This window comes from Actinocorallia lasiicapitis (assembly GCF_054778695.1).
The window spans coordinates 1-14,592 of sequence record NZ_BAAGZI010000127.1 but is presented as its reverse complement, the minus strand read 5'-3'; the positions used below and the strand labels follow the sequence as shown (position 1 = coordinate 14,592).

Sequence of the window (14,592 nt, the reverse complement as noted above, 5' to 3'; positions counted from 1 at the left end):
CGCGCCGACCCGGGCGTGCGGCGCACCGGCGACGGCGGCGTGCAGGGCGGAGACGCGACGCTCCCAGCCGTCCGCGGTGCCGTCGCCGAACCGGATCTGGGGGCCTCGCAGCGGCTCGCCGATGCCGCCCGTCAGATAGCAGGCGTCGAGCAGGGTGATCCGGAGGCCGGCTTCGCGGGCGGCGGCGATCAGCGCCTCGCCCATCGCGTTGGGGTCGGGGTAGGGGGTGCCGTCGGGCCGGTGGTGCAGGTAGTGGAACTCCCCGACGCACGCGATCCCCGCCAGCGCCATCTCCCCGTAGACGGCGCGGGCCAGCGTGAAGTAGGAGTCGGGCGTCAGCCGGGCGGCGACCTTGTACATCTGTTCGCGCCACGTCCAGAAGGTGCCCTCGCCGGTCTGGGTGCGGCCGCGCAGCGCCCGGTGGAAGGCGTGCGAGTGGGCGTTGGCCAGCCCGGGCAGGGTGAGTCCTGGCAGCTGGACGGCGTCGGGCGGGGCGGGCACGCCGCGCGTGACGGCCGTGAACCGCTCCCCTTCGGCCTCGAGGAGGACGTCGTGCGCCACGCCGTCCCCGAGCCAGGCCAGCTCGGCGAACCACCGCATACCCATCTGTCTACTCCCCAGCGTCCGGTCCGGCCAGGTCCTGGAGCACGTCCGCGAGCGCGACGACCCCGGCCAGGCAGTCGAGCGTCTCCGCGTGTTCCTGGGGCGCGTGGGAGATGCCGGTGGGGTTCCGGACGAACAGCATCGCGGTCGGCAGGTGCGCCGAGAGGATGCCCGCGTCGTGGCCCGCGCCGGTCGGCAGGACGGGCGCCCCGCCGAGCACGTCCGCGATCCGGTCGCGGAGCCCGGTGTTGAAGTCGATGACGCCGGTGTAGGACTCCTCGCTGATCCCGAACTCGACCCCGTGGTCGTGGCAGGCCGCCTGCGCGTACCGGTGCACGTCGGCGACGGTCTCGTTGACGGCTTCGTCACGCGGCCCCCGCGCGTCCAGCCACGCCGTCACCCGGGAGGCGATCACGTTGACGCCGCCGGGTTCGACCTCGACCTTCCCGACGGTGGCCCTGGTCTCGTGCCGTTCGGCGGCCTCCCGCGCCGCGAGGACGGCGTGGGCGAACGGCAGCATCGGGTCGTGCCGGTCCGCCAGCCGGGTCGTCCCGGCGTGGTCGCCGCGGCCGTGGAAGTCGAGCCGCCACCGGCCGTGCGGCCAGATCGCCGAAGCGACCCCGACGGGCACGTCCAGGGCCCGTCCCTGCTCCACGTGCAGCTCGACGTAGCAGCCGATCCGTTCCAGCAGTTCTTCCTGGCGTCCCATCCGCTCGGGGTCGAGGCCGTTGGCGCGGGCCGCCTCGGCGACGCTCACCCCGTCCCGGTCGGTCAGCCCGAGCGCCCGCTCAAGGGGGATCTCCCCGCTCAGCAGCCGGGAGCCGAGGCAGGCGACCCCGAATCTGGCGCCTTCCTCCTCGACGAACGCCGAGATCCCGATCGGCCGCACCGGCACGAACCCGCGCTCCCGCAGCTCGTCGACGGCCGCGAACGCCGAGACGATCCCGAGGGGCCCGTCGAACGCGCCGCCACCGGGCACCGAGTCGAAGTGGCTGCCGGTCAGCACCGCTTTCCCGGCGGCCCCGTCCGGGGTCCACCAGGCGTACAGGTTCCCGTTGCGGTCCTCCTCGACGGCCAGGCCCCGCTCGGCGGCCTGCCGCCGGAACCAGTCCCGGCATTCCAGCTCGGCGGTGTTCCAGGCGAACCGCCGGTACCCCGAGACCGCGTCCCCGCCGATCGGCAGCAACGACTCCCACATCTCAACGAACCCCATCAGAACCCTCCCAGCAGGCCCCGAGGGGCTCCGGCCACATCCACGACGCCCCGCCCCGACAGGTCAGGACATGGGGATCTGGACGTCGCGTTCGGCGGCGATCTCCTTGGCGCGGTCGTAGCCGGCGTCGACGTGCCGGATGACGCCCATGCCCGGGTCGTTGGTGAGGACGCGTTCGAGTTTCTGGGCGGCGAGCGCGGTGCCGTCCGCCACGCTCACCTGGCCGGCGTGGATGGAGCGGCCGATGCCGACGCCGCCGCCGTGGTGGATCGAGACCCACGAAGCGCCCGAAGCGGTGTTGATCATGGCGTTGAGGAGGGGCCAGTCGGCGATGGCGTCGGAGCCGTCGAGCATGGCCTCGGTCTCGCGGTAGGGCGAGGCGACGGAGCCGCAGTCGAGGTGGTCGCGGCCGATGACGATCGGCGCGGCCAGCTCCCCGGACGCCACCATGTCGTTGAACCGCAGCCCGGCCCGGTCGCGTTCGCCGTAGCCGAGCCAGCAGATCCGCGACGGCAGCCCCTGGAACTTGACCTTCTCCCCGGCCATCTTGATCCAGCGGGCGAGCTGCTCGTTCTCGGGGAACAGCTCGAGGATCGCCTTGTCGGTCTTGGCGATGTCGGACGCCTCGCCGGACAGCGCCGCCCACCGGAACGGGCCCTTGCCCTCGCAGAACAGCGGCCGGATGTAGGCGGGCACGAACCCGGGGAACGCGAACGCGCGCGTGTACCCGGCGAGCTGCGCCTCACCGCGGATCGAGTTGCCGTAGTCGAACACCTCGGCACCGGCGTCGAGGAACCCGACCATCGCCTCGACGTGCACGGCCATCGACGCGCGCGCCCGCTGCGTGAACCCGGCCGGGTCCTTGTCGCGCAGCGCCGCCATGTCGTCGAACGCCACCCCGGCGGGCAGGTAGTAGAGCGGGTCGTGCGCGGAGGTCTGGTCGGTGACGATGTCGACGGGCGCGCCGGCGGCGAGCAGTTCGGGCAGGATCTCGGCGGCGTTGCCGAGCAGCCCGATCGACAGCGGCCGGCGGGCGTCCCGCGCCTCGACGGCCAGCCGCAGCGCCTCGGCGACGTCGTCCACCCGGACGTCGCAGTAGCCGTGCTCGACCCGGCGGTCGATCCGCGACGGGTCGCACTCGACACAGATCGCGACCCCGCCGTTCATGGTGACGGCCAGGGGCTGCGCGCCGCCCATCCCGCCGAGCCCCGCGGTCAGGGTGATGGTCCCGGCGAGGGTGCCGCCGAACCGCTTGGCGGCGACGGCCGCGAAGGTCTCGTAGGTGCCCTGCAGGATCCCCTGGGTGCCGATGTAGATCCACGATCCGGCGGTCATCTGCCCGTACATCGTCAGCCCGAGCGATTCGAGCCGCCGGAACTCCTCCCAGTTGGCCCAGTCGGGCACCAGGTTGGAGTTGGCGAGGATGACGCGCGGCGCCCACTCGTGGGTCCGGAAGATCCCGACGGGCTTGCCGGACTGGACGAGCAGGGTCTCGTCGCCTTCGAGGGAGGTCAGCGACCGGACGATCGCCTCGTAGGAGGGGACGTTCCGGGCGGCCTTGCCGGTGCCGCCGTAGACGACGAGGTTCTCGGGGTGCTCGGCGACCTCGGGGTCGAGGTTGTTGTTGAGCATCCGCAGGGCGGCCTCCTGCGGCCAGCCCTTCGCGGTGAGCTGGGTGCCGCGCGCGGCGCGGATCGGCGTGTACGACATGGTGGAACTCCTCGGAAGTGCCGGGGGCCGGGGGTCGGGGATCAGGCGAGCGGGCCGGTGACGGATTCGGCGGCGGCGAGCAGGGTGCCGTCCTTGACGAGCCGGACGGCCTGCTCGATCTCGGGGGCGAGGTACCGGTCGGGTCCCGGTCCGGGGACCTGGGTGCGCAGGGCCGCCACGACGGCGGCGGTGGCGGGCGCGGGCCGCAGCGGGGCGCGCAGGTCGAGGGCGCGGGCCGCGGTCAGGAGCTCGATCGCGATCACCCGGCTGAGCCCGTCGACGGCCTTGCGGAGCTTGCGGGCCCCGTTCCAGCCGAGCGAGACGTGGTCCTCCTGCATGGCGCTGGAGGGGATGGAGTCGGCGCTGGCCGGGACGGCGAGCCGCTTCAGCTCCGCGACGATCGCGGCCTGCGTGTACTGGGCGATCATGTGCCCGGAGTCGACGCCGGGGTCGTCGGCGAGGAACGGCGGCAGCCCGTGGCTGCGGGCCTTGTCGAGCATCCGGTCGGTGCGCCGCTCGGACATCGAGGCGACGTCGGCGACGGGGATGGCCAGGAAGTCCAGCACGTAGGCGACGGGCGCGCCGTGGAAGTTGCCGTTGGACTCCACGCGTCCGTCGGGCAGCACGACCGGGTTGTCGACGGCCGAGGACAGCTCGCGTGAGGCGACCAGCGCGGCGTATCCGGCGGTGTCGCGGGCGGCGCCGTTGACCTGGGGCGCGCACCGCAGCGAGTAGGCGTCCTGGACGCGCGTGCAGTCGGCCCCCCGATGCGACTCCATGATCTTGGAGTCGGCGAGCAGGGCCCGCAGGTTGGCGGCGGACGACGCCTGTCCCGGGTGCGGCCTGAGCTCCTGGAGGTCGGCGGCGAACACCCGGTCGGTGCCGAGCAGCGCCTCGACCGACATCGCGGCGGACACGTCGGCCAGCTTGAACAGGTTCCGCAGATCCTCCAGCGCGAGGATCAGCATCCCGAGCATCCCGTCGGTGCCGTTGATGAGGGCCAGGCCCTCCTTGGCGATCAGGGTGACGGGCTCGATCCCGGCGGCGTCCAGGGCTTCGGCGGCCGTGACGAGCTCGCCGGAGCCGTCACGGACCATGCCCTCGCCCATCAGCGCGAGCGCGCAGTGGGCGAGCGGCGCGAGATCGCCCGAGCAGCCGAGCGACCCGTACTCGTGGACGATCGGGGTGATCCCGGCGTTGAGCATCGAGGCGAGGGTCAGCGCGGTGCCGGGCCGCACACCCGTCCGGCCGGTGGCGAGGGTGGACAGCCGCAGCAGCATCAGCGCCCTGACGACCTCCCGCTCCACCTCGGGGCCGCTGCCCGCGGCGTGCGAGCGGACCAGCGACACCTGGAGTTTGGCGCGGAGCGCCGGGTCGATGTGCCGGGTGGCGAGCGCGCCGAACCCGGTCGAGACCCCGTAGACGGGTGTCGGCAGCGCCGCCAGCTCGTCGATGTGGGCCCGGGACGCGGCCATCGCGGCCAGCGCCTCCTGGGTCAGCCCCACCAGCGCGCCGCCGCGCGCCACGGCCGCGACCTGCTCGAGCCCGAGCGGTCCTGTCCCTACCTCGATGAGCGGTGCGCCCGCCTCGATTCCCCCCATGTCGGTCTCCATGCCCTCCATGCAACAGCGCCACTCATGATCAGAGCACCCCCGCCGACCGGGCTTCGTCTCGGATACGAGACAATGGCCGGATGGCGCAGAACCCTCAGGGCAAGCAGGTTCCCGCGGCCGTCCGGACCCTGGCCGTGCTGCGGATCCTGGCCTCCTCCGCCGAGCCGCTGGAGGCCGCCACGATCGCCCAGCGCCTCGGCGCGCCCCGCTCCAGCACCTACCACCTGCTGAACGCCATGATCGAAGAGGGGTTCGTCGCCTACCTGCCCGACGAGCAGCGCTACGGGCTCGGGATGGCGGCGTTCGAGATCGGCTCGGCGTATCTGCGGCAGGGCCCGCTGGTCCGGCTGGCGCGCAGCGTGCTGCACCGGCTCGTCGACCAGGTCGGCGAGATCGCGCAGCTCGGGGTCCTGCACGGCGCCGACACCCTCTACCTGCTGAAGGAGCAGCCCCGCCACCACGCGACCCTCGTCACGGACGTCGGGGTGCGGCTGCCCGCCCAGCTCACCGCCAGCGGCCGCTCCATGCTCTGCCGGCTCTCCCCCGCCCAGGTCAGAGCCACCCTGCCGTGGCCGCTCGCGGAGCGCACCGGCGCGGGCCCCGCCAGCCTGTCGGAGCTGCGCCGGATCCTCCAGGCGGACGCCCGGCGCGGCTGGTCCTACGAGGACGGCCTGGTGACGGCCGGTTTCACCAGTATCGCGGCGGCGGCCTTCGACCACATCGGACGTCCGGCGGCGGCGATCGCGGTCACCTTCCGTTCCGCCGACCGTCCGGCGCAGGAGTGGCCTGTCCTGGCCGTCCAGATCCGGCGGGCGGCGGGCGAGCTGACCCGGCGGCTGAGCGGACATGATCCGAACGAGGCCGCCCCAAGCACAGAAGAGGGTTCCGGCGCTAGCCCCTGACCGCGCGATTGCCGCCTTCACCAGGGCATGTTCGTTAACAAATGAAATCTTCACTTTGTCCGCTTCAGGCAGCATAGTGGGGCCCGTGGATCGGAAGGTGGCGCAGCGCACGCTCCCCGACGAGGTGGCCCTGTCCGCCGCGGTCGGGAAGGCACGGTCCGGCGACGAGGCGTCCTTCCGGACCGTCTACCAGGATCTCCACCCCCGGCTCCTGCGCTATCTGCGGGTTCTCGTCGCCGACGACGCCGAGGACGTCGCCTCGGAGGCCTGGCTGCAGATCGTCCGCGACCTGCCCTCCTTCACCGGCGAGTACGACGCCTTCCGCGGCTGGGCCACGACCATCGCCCGCAACCGCGCCCTCGACCACGTCCGCCGACGGCAGCGCCGCCCCCAGGCCGACACCCCCCTCGACGAGCTGACCGAACGGCCCGCCCCCGAGGACACCGCCGCGTCGGCCCTGGACGGGCTCGGCACCGAGCACGCCCTCCGGCTCATCCTGAAACTCCCCCAGGATCAGGCCGAAGCCGTCCTGCTCCGGGTCCTGATCGGCCTGGACGCCAAGACCGCAGGCCAGGTGCTGGGGAAACGCGCCGGAGCGGTCAGGACGGCCGCCTATCGGGGCCTCAGAAAACTTGCTTCAGAAATCGAGTGACACTTCCCGATCCGCGGACGCTGGAAGAGATGATGAGCGCTAAAGGGATGGCCGGGAAGGACGCAGAGCAGTTGCTCCGCGGAATTCCGGCTGGCCACAGCGACCAACTCGCCGAATTGCTCGCAGCCGTCGCCGCCCCCGGCACGGCACGGGAGCTGGCCGGTGAGGAGGCCGCGGTCGCGACGTTCCGGTCGGCGCTCGGCGATCCGATCGTGGTGCTCGGGAGGAACCCATCGAAGCGCGGCTCCCTGATGGCACGCCGGCTGACGGCGCGAGCCGTGGGCGTGGCGCTGGCCGTCACGGCGGTCGGCGGGGCGGCCGCGATCGCGGCCGGCACCGCGGCCAGGCCAGGGCCTGGACCGGTGATCGTCCCCTCGATCACCCAACCGGTCGACTCGCCCACCAGGCCGCCTTCCGACCAGCCGTCCCAGGTCGCCAAGGCGCAGCCGAAGCCCAAACCGAAGCCGTCCACGCACCGCAAGGCCGCCAAGAAGAAGCCCAAGGCGCCGCCGCCGACCCTCGCGGACCTGTGCCGCAAGTTCGGCAAGAACCTCGGCGCCGAGGAGTTCGACCGGCTCGTCAACGCGGCGGGCGGCAGGCAGAACATCCTTTCCTTCTGCTCGCTGCTCCTCGTCAACAAGGCGAGCGCACCGAAAGACCACACCCCGAAAGACCATCGGCTGGACGATTGGCTGAACGGAAAGAAGAAGGAGTGGAACTCACTCTTCGATAAATGAAGACTCCGGGCATCATCGTGCGGGTTCTGCCCCCGTTCCCGCCATGCCCAGATGCCCGGAAATCCGCCGGGGTCTTCCCGCGCTCTCCGGTCCGGACGGTGCAGCGACCCCTTCTTGCGAGAGCGGCCGCCCGGTCGCGTGAGAAGCCTCGGTGGTACGCCGTGTTCGCGGGCTTTGCCCGGGCCCGCGAACACGGCGCACAAGCAGGTCCGCCAGGCCTGCCGATCTGGGGTGGTCGGCAGGCGGGCAGGACCCGGCAGGAGAAGGGGGCAGCCACACAGGCCGTCCCCTTCTCCCGTCTCTATGTAAGGTCAGTTGCCGCGCCGTCTCCGGGTGATCAGCCGGTAGCAGAGCTGGCCGAGGAAGGTCACGCTGATGGCCAGGACGGCGAACGCCATCACGGGCCGCGGCTGCTCGGCCATGCTGGTGTCGTCCTCGACGAGGAACACGTACCAGGCGAGGACCGACTGGACCAGGGTCAGCACGGTGAACGCGAGGATCATGCTGTTCCGGGAGTCCTCGCGGTGCGCGGCGACGCGCTGCTGGTGCACCCCGAACAGTTCGCGTAGCTGATTGGTGCGCTCTTCCAGCAGCGACGATTCCCGGCCCATCTGCCAGATCTCGAACGCCGCCTCGTGCACGCGGGCCCGCGCGTTGGCGAGATAGCGCATTCCATCGGTCATCAGGAGGTTCCGCAGCGCGATCTCCTCGGTGAGTTCGAGGATCTGCTCGTAGTAGCCCTCGATCTCCCGGTAATTGGTGAGCCGCGCGTCACCGAGCTGGACGAGCCCCGCCGACAGGCTCCGATTGGACTCGTCCAGGACGAGCCATTCCTCGGTCGCGATGACCAGCCCGGCGACGACGTCGAAGACCTCTTTGGGGCCGAGGTCCGCGGTGCTGATGGAGGTGAATCCGTTGCCGACCGTGCAGACCCCGGATTCGAGTTCGCAGCTCCGGCCGTAGACCTTGGTCGTCGCGGGTTCCAGTTCTGGCCCCGGTGCGATCAGAATGCGGTGCCACCAGAGCATTTTCGCGCGCGGAAGGCTCACGTCCAGGGGCAGTTCGACGCAGTCGACCGCCTCTTCGATCCGCCGGCACCAGTCGGCGATCAACGGCCGGAGCACGCCTTCGAGGGCGAGTTCGTAGAACTTGAGGCCGGTGGGGCCGACCTGGGCCTGGAAGTCGAGGGTCACATCGTCGGGGACGTCGATCTCGACGACCACGAACCCCACCGAAAGGCTGCTGATGTAGACGGTGCAGGAGCGGACCCATTCCAGACCCAGCCGCTGCGGGTCGAGCATTCCCCAGAAGACGTAGGTCTCGATCTGCTGGGCGCCCTGCGAGCGGTGGTAGTCGAGCAGCAGGGTGCCCGCTTCGACGTCGAATCCGGCGGAGATCTCCGTGAGGGTCGCCGTGATCTGGTTCCTGGTCCCCTCGACGCCTTCTCGGTGGAGTTTCGACATCGAGAAACGGCGGGACAGAAGAAAGGTACCGATCTCAACAACCTGCACGCGATCACTTCTTTTTTGTTAGGAGAACCCAATCGCCGTGCCCGGAACGTCCCGCCTCGCCGACAAAACCCGCGCCGAAGTGGTCGATGACATCTTGGGGGGAGACATAAATGGGCGTACCGGGGCCAAACGAGGAACACCATAGCACCTGCCCCCCATCCATGAGAACCCTGGAAATTTCCGGCGGATAGAGAACGGCATTCAATCCCACGCATAGAGGTACAGAACGGTCGTCGAGTGGGAGAGCACGCACGTCCATGAGGCTGTAGGTCACACCGTGGATCCGGGGAGCGCGCTCGATCATGCTCTCGTTCACATCGGTGGCGATGACGCGGGGAACGCTCTCGGCAATGACGCCGGTGGCCTGGCCCGTCCCGCACGACACTTCAAGCGCCCAGGAGGCGGGCTTCGCGAACTTGAGCCCCTGCCTTACCGGAGAGACATAATCGAATTGCTCCGACGCCCATTCAGTCCAGATGCCAGACATTTCATCGTAGGACTCGGCGAGGTTCTTCCAGGTCCCCGTATCGGCGTCCCCGTCAAGTATCCGCATCGTCATATGCCGACTCGGATGCCTGTCCGCCTTGAGCTCCGGCGCCTCCCCCCGAGGCGATTCCCCACCCTTGTGCCAGCTCAACGCCGTGTGCCGTTCTTCACCACTTCGATGCATAACGAAAGGATAACCCAGCAGGCCCTCGGAAACCACAGAAGCCGGACAGGTTGCGACCTGTCCGGCTTCTGTTACCGCTCGTGCTGTGGACGATACTGGGATTGAACCAGTGACCTCTTCCGTGTCAGGGAAGCGCTCTCCCGCTGAGCTAATCGTCCTTCGTCGATGGTGGGCGATACTGGGTTCGAACCAGTGACCTCTTCGGTGTGAACGAAGCGCTCTCCCACTGAGCTAATCGCCCGTCTCGACGTCGCAAAGCTTACATCCTCCGGCGGTGTTACGCGTAATCAGAGCCAGGCGCCGTCGCTGAGCAGGGTGCGGCCCTTGATCTCGTTGGCTTCGCGCCAGGCCTGGAGCCGTCGCGGGCGGAGCCGGAAGTAGGTGTAGGGCTGCGGTTCGAGCCGGGGATCCCAGTCGGCGCGGACGGCGAAGGCGTCGCCGTCGGCGGCGGGCAGGTCGGCGGGGGCGATCGGCTCGGCGGTGACGTCCATCAGGACGACGTCGCGGGTGCGGCCGAAGGTCGCCTTGGCGCGGCCGGAGGCGAGGAGGTTGCGGCCGGTCGGGTTGGTGGGAAGCGTGCAGATCAGCACGGTCTCGCCGTCCCAGCGGTAGGACAGCGGGACGAGGCAGGGCTCGCCGTCGGGCGACGCCGTGGCCAGCCACAGGTCGGCTTCGTCCGCCAGCAGGGCGAGGGTGTCGGTGCGGCGCTGTTCCGGGGTGCGGGGCTCGGAGGTCATACGCCCATCCTAAAGATCACCAAGGGGCGGGCGCTTCTCCGAAACTGATCGAAGCGCCCGCCCTGCGGGGTTCAGGCGGTGAGGATGAGGCCGCTGGTGGGGACGCCGGTTCCGGCCGTCACCAGGACGTTCGTGACGTCGGCGACCTGGTTGACGGAGGTGCCGCGGAGCTGGCGGACCGCTTCGGAGATCCCGTTCATCCCGTGGATGTAGGCCTCGCCGAGCTGGCCGCCGTGCGGGTTGACCGGGAGCCGGCCGTCGAGCTCGATCCCGCCGTCCTTGACGTACTCCTTGGCCTCGCCGCGCCCGCAGAAGCCCAGCTCCTCGAGCTGGATCAGGACGAACGGCGTGAAGTGGTCGTAGAGGATCGCGGTCTGGACGTCGGCGGGGGTGAGCCCGGACTGCGTCCAGAGCTGGTTCCCGACGACGCCCATCGCGGGCAGGTCGGTGAGGTCGGTGTCGCCGTAGTAGCTGAACATCATGTACTGGTCGGCGGCCGACCCCTGGGCGGCCGCGCTGATCACGACCGGCCGGTGGGGCAGGTCGCGGGCGCGCTCCGCGGACGTCACGACGATCGCGACGCCGCCGTCGGACTCCTGACAGCAGTCCAGCAGGTGCAGCGGGTCCACGATCCACCGCGACTCCTGATGCTCCGCCAGCGTGATCGGCCGCTCGTAGAACCAGGCCGCCGGGTTGGTGGCGGCGTGCCGCCGCATCGCGACGGCGACCCGGCCGAAGTCCTCGCTGGTCGCCCCGTAGGCGTGCATGTAGCGGCGCGCGTACATCGCCACCCAGGAGGCGGGCGTCGCGAACCCGTAGGGCAGATGCCAGGAGAACTCCAAGCCCTGCGGGGTGGCGCCGCGCGTCCCCGCGTTGGCCTGGCCGAACCGGTGCCCTGAGCGCTCGTTGAACGCCCGGTAGCAGACCACGGTCGTGGCCAGCCCCGCCGCGATGGCCGCGGCCGCGTGGGCTACGGTCCCGGCGGCCGCTCCCCCGCCGTACTCGACGCGGGAGAAGAAGGTCAGTTCGCCGATGCCGAGCTCCCTGGCGACGGCGATCTCGGTGTTGACGTCGGCGGTGAAGGTGACCAGCCCGTCCACGTCGGACGGGGACAGCCCCGCGTCCTTGATCGCGGCCAGGCACGCTTCGGCGGCGAGCCGCAGTTCGGAGCGGCCCGACTCCTTGGAGAACTCGGTGGCCCCGATCCCCGCGATCGCGGTCTTTCCGGAGAGGGTCATCGCAGCGTCACCGTCGCCTTCACATGGTCGCCGAGGGAGACGGTCCCGCGGACCGTCACGGTGTCGCCGTCGCGGAACCCGGTGAGCACCAGGGTGTCGCCCGCGTAGGCGGGGGCGCCGAGCTTGACCTTGAGGTCGGCGATCGACGCGCCCGGCACGCTGTCCAGCACGTACCGCTGGACCAGGCCCATCGTGGTCAGGATGTTGAGGAAGATGTCCTGGGAGCCCTGCGCCCTGGCGAGCGCGGTGTCGTGGTGGACGGGGGTGAAGTCGCGGGTGGCCAGGGCGGTGGCGATGACGAACGTCGGGGTGAGCGGCAGTTCCAGGGCCGGCCAGTCCGAGCGCTCCTCGGGCACGGCGCGGGGCGGTGGCGGCGGGGTTCCGGCGGGCTGCCACTGCGGCAGCGTCACCTCGTCGTCGAGCCGCTGGAAGGTGAGCTGGACGGGCATCCCGACGGTGACGTCCTGGGGCGCGACGTCCAGGACGTTGCCGAGGATCCGGGGCCCCTCCGCCAGTTCGATCAGCGCCACCACGTAGGGCGGAGTCCGGCCGGGGACGGGCGGATGGTGGTGCACCACGTAGCTGTAGACGGTGCCGCGCCCGGCCGCCACCACGTGCTCCTGCCGCGTCGCGTGGCAGGCCGGGCACATCGGGCCCGGCGGATGCCGCAGCACCCCGCATTCACCGCATTTCTGGATCCGCAGCTCGCCTTCGCGCGCCCCCTCCCAGAAGAACGCGGTGTCGAGCCCGATCGCCGGCGGCGTCGGCTTCCCCTTGGGGCGCCGTCGCACCGGCTGGAACTTCAGGACGCGGAACAGCATCTCGCCGATCCGCTCCTCCCCCGCGTACCAGGACTGGTACCAGGTGACGAAGTAGCCTTCGCCCATCGCGGTCCGTTTCGGCCCGACCACCCCGCCGAACCTGGACCGCGACGTCAGCTCCTCGCCGAGCTTCGCGGGCCGGTCGTAGACGTGCTCGCAGTTGACCGCGACGACCCCGGTGAACCCGTGGGCGTTGAGCAGTTTCAGCGCCGCGTCGGCGGCCGTCGGCCCCTTTGCCTTGACCGGCCCGGGCATCGACCAGACCTGGAGCATCGCGGGCGGGGCCTCGCCGCCCCAGTCGCGGACGTCGCCCAGCGCCTGCTGCCAGTGCCGGATCATCGCCGGGTTGACGGGGTCGGGCGGGGTCGGCGCGGGCCGTTCCCCTTCGGCGGCCATCCGTCCGGCCAGCGCCATCAGTTCGTCATGCATCCTTGTTCTCCTAGCGGGGCGCGCGCGGCAGGCCGAGGCCGATCATCGCGATGAGTTCGCGCTGGATCTCGTTGACGCCGCCGCCGAAGGTCAGCACGACGGCGCCCTTGACGCCGTGGTCGGTGCGCGCGATGAACTCGGCGGTCGCCGGGTCGCCGGGGTCGCCGTAGCGGGCGAGCGCGTCGGAGATGATCCGGCCGCAGTCCTGCATCCGCTCCGAGCCGTAGATCTTGGTGGCGGACGCGTCGGCCGCGCCGAGCCAGCCGAGCGCGGCGTTCGCGGCGACCTGCCAGTTGAGGAACTCGTTGGTCCGCAGGAACGCGTACACCTGGCCGAGGGCCCGGGCGACGGCCGGTTCACCGATCGCGCCGGTCCGCTTCGCCCACGCCTCGAACCGGTCGAAACCGTGCGCGATGTTGCCCGCGGGACCGAGGGTGACCCGTTCGTGGTTGAGCTGGTTGACGATCAGGTTCCAGCCCTTGTTGACCTCGCCGATCACGTCCGCGACCGGGACGTGGATGTCCTGGTAGTAGGAGGAGTTGGTGTGGTGGCGGCCGTCCATGGTGACGATCGGGGTCCAGGAGTAGCCCGGATCCTTGCAGTCGACGATGAGCATGGTGATGCCCTTGTGCTTGGCGCCCTCGTCGGAGGTGCGGGCCGCCAGCCAGATGTAGTCGGAGTAGTGGCCGCCCGAAGTGAAGATCTTCTGCCCGTTGACGACGAAGTGGTCGCCGTCCAGCACCGCGGTGGTGCGCAGGGACGCCAGGTCGGTGCCCGCGCCCGGCTCGGAGTAGCCGATCGCGAAGTGGCATTCGCCCGCGAGGATCTTCGGCAGGAAGAACGCCTTCTGCTCGTCGGTGCCGTACTCGATGATGGTCGGCGCGACCGAGTTCAGCGTGATGATCGGGTACGGCACCTCGGCGCGCGCGATCTCGTTGGCGAAGATCTGCTGCTCCATCGGGCCGTAGCCGCGGCCGCCGTACTCCTTCGGGAACGCGACGCCGAGCATCCCGTCGCGGCCGAGTTTCCGGCAGTGTTCCATGTAGGCGCCGCCGAACGGGTCGTCGGCGATGGCGGTGCGGCCCGCGTCGTCGATGCAGGTGCGGAAGTAGGCGCGCAGCTCGCTGCGGAGCGCTTTCTGCTCGTCGGTCAGGTCGACGAGCAGCCCGTCGGCCGCCGGGGTGGTCGCGGGCTGCTCGACGGGCATGCGGACGGCCGCGCCGACGGCGTCGAGCTGCGACTCAGCCCCGCCGATGATCGCCGACACCTGCTTGATGTGCGCGAAGTAGCGGTGCAGCGGGTAGGTGACGTCCAGGCCGATGCCGCCGTGCAGATGCTGGCAGGTGTACACCGCCTTCACGACCGGGTCGGCCGCGTTGTAGCCGGCGATCGCCAGGACCTCGTCGGCGTCGGGACGGTCGTGGGCGACGCGCCACGCCGCCGCCCACACGGTGACGTCGAGCGCGGTCTTGGCGATGTAGACGTCGCCGACCTGCATGGTGACGGCCTGGAACTCGGCCAGCACCCGGTTGAACTGCTCGCGCGTCTTCACGTACTCGGTGGTCAGCTTGAGGGCCGCCTCGATCGCGCCGGACGCCTGCGCGATCGCGCCGAGCCGCACGTACCGGCGGAGCGTCGCCGCGCCGCCCGGCAGCCGGACCCCCTCGACGCCGTCGAGATCGACCCGGTAGAGCGGGTCGGTCGTCGCGGACGGGTGCCGGGTGAGCGTGGCCAGGGCCGGGTCGATCAGGTAGGC

Annotated in this window: 13 protein-coding genes, 2 tRNA genes and 1 pseudogene; 3 read left to right on the top strand and 13 right to left on the bottom strand. The window is 70.8% G+C overall.

Going from position 1 to position 14,592, the window contains the following annotated elements:
- From ACYVE7_RS16320 to hutH, 4 genes are all read right to left on the bottom strand, one after another.
- A partial coding sequence (locus tag ACYVE7_RS16320) for an amidohydrolase family protein (protein ID WP_460365550.1) occupies positions 1–600 on the bottom strand: 600 nt, incomplete at its 3' end.
- 10 nt (positions 601–610) lie between these two features.
- A complete protein-coding gene (locus ACYVE7_RS16315; RefSeq protein ID WP_460365547.1) occupies positions 611–1,816 on the bottom strand; it encodes an allantoate amidohydrolase in 1,206 nt (401 codons plus the stop codon).
- Positions 1,817–1,879: 63 nt separating this feature from the next.
- Positions 1,880–3,526: a urocanate hydratase gene (gene hutU, locus ACYVE7_RS16310; RefSeq protein ID WP_460365546.1), complete on the bottom strand. Its 1,647-nt coding sequence runs from the start codon at positions 3,524–3,526 to the stop codon at positions 1,880–1,882.
- 41 nt (positions 3,527–3,567) lie between these two features.
- A complete protein-coding gene (gene hutH, locus ACYVE7_RS16305) occupies positions 3,568–5,118 on the bottom strand; it encodes a histidine ammonia-lyase (RefSeq protein WP_460365549.1) in 1,551 nt (516 codons plus the stop codon).
- A gap of 101 nt (positions 5,119–5,219) precedes the next feature.
- Between hutH and ACYVE7_RS16300 the strand changes: the two genes are divergently transcribed.
- The 3 genes from ACYVE7_RS16300 (at position 5,220) to ACYVE7_RS16290 (ending at position 7,430) form a co-directional block, all read left to right on the top strand.
- The gene (locus ACYVE7_RS16300; RefSeq protein WP_460365545.1) at positions 5,220–6,041 is read left to right on the top strand and encodes an IclR family transcriptional regulator; all 822 of its coding nucleotides are present in this window, start codon (positions 5,220–5,222) and stop codon (positions 6,039–6,041) included.
- Positions 6,042–6,126: 85 nt separating this feature from the next.
- The gene (locus ACYVE7_RS16295) at positions 6,127–6,693 is read left to right on the top strand and encodes an RNA polymerase sigma factor (RefSeq protein ID WP_460365544.1); all 567 of its coding nucleotides are present in this window, start codon (positions 6,127–6,129) and stop codon (positions 6,691–6,693) included.
- A 29-nt stretch (positions 6,694–6,722) separates the two neighbouring features.
- Positions 6,723–7,430 carry a hypothetical protein gene (locus tag ACYVE7_RS16290; RefSeq protein ID WP_460365543.1) on the top strand — a complete coding sequence of 236 codons (708 nt, stop codon included), beginning with the start codon at positions 6,723–6,725 and terminating at the stop codon, positions 7,428–7,430.
- Positions 7,431–7,741: 311 nt separating this feature from the next.
- Here the strand turns inward: ACYVE7_RS16290 and ACYVE7_RS16285 are convergent, their stop codons facing one another.
- From ACYVE7_RS16285 to ACYVE7_RS16245, 9 genes and pseudogenes are all read right to left on the bottom strand, one after another.
- Positions 7,742–8,941 (bottom strand): hypothetical protein, encoded by a 1,200-nt coding sequence (locus tag ACYVE7_RS16285; RefSeq protein WP_460365542.1) that lies wholly within the window; start codon positions 8,939–8,941, stop codon positions 7,742–7,744.
- A gap of 4 nt (positions 8,942–8,945) precedes the next feature.
- Positions 8,946–9,494, bottom strand: a complete 549-nt coding sequence (locus ACYVE7_RS16280; RefSeq protein ID WP_460365541.1) for a class I SAM-dependent methyltransferase — start codon at positions 9,492–9,494, stop codon at positions 8,946–8,948.
- A gap of 203 nt (positions 9,495–9,697) precedes the next feature.
- Positions 9,698–9,769, bottom strand: a tRNA-Val gene (locus ACYVE7_RS16275).
- An 8-nt stretch (positions 9,770–9,777) separates the two neighbouring features.
- Positions 9,778–9,852, bottom strand: a tRNA-Val gene (locus tag ACYVE7_RS16270).
- A 46-nt stretch (positions 9,853–9,898) separates the two neighbouring features.
- On the bottom strand, positions 9,899–10,348 hold the full coding sequence (locus tag ACYVE7_RS16265; RefSeq protein ID WP_460365540.1) for a pyridoxamine 5'-phosphate oxidase family protein: 450 nt from the start codon (positions 10,346–10,348) through the stop codon (positions 9,899–9,901).
- Between the two features lie 71 nt (positions 10,349–10,419).
- Positions 10,420–11,586: a lipid-transfer protein gene (locus tag ACYVE7_RS16260; RefSeq protein ID WP_460365539.1), complete on the bottom strand. Its 1,167-nt coding sequence runs from the start codon at positions 11,584–11,586 to the stop codon at positions 10,420–10,422.
- Entirely contained in the window at positions 11,583–12,836 is a 1,254-nt protein-coding gene (locus ACYVE7_RS16255) for an OB-fold domain-containing protein (protein ID WP_460365538.1), read from the bottom strand. Before ACYVE7_RS16255 ends, ACYVE7_RS16260 begins: the two co-directional genes overlap by 4 nt.
- A gap of 10 nt (positions 12,837–12,846) precedes the next feature.
- Positions 12,847–14,001: an acyl-CoA dehydrogenase family protein gene (locus ACYVE7_RS16250; protein WP_460365548.1), complete on the bottom strand. Its 1,155-nt coding sequence runs from the start codon at positions 13,999–14,001 to the stop codon at positions 12,847–12,849.
- 60 nt (positions 14,002–14,061) lie between these two features.
- A pseudogene (locus ACYVE7_RS16245) lies at positions 14,062–14,457 on the bottom strand (acyl-CoA dehydrogenase family protein); the annotation flags it as partial.
- Between the last annotated feature and the right edge of the window lie 135 nt (positions 14,458–14,592).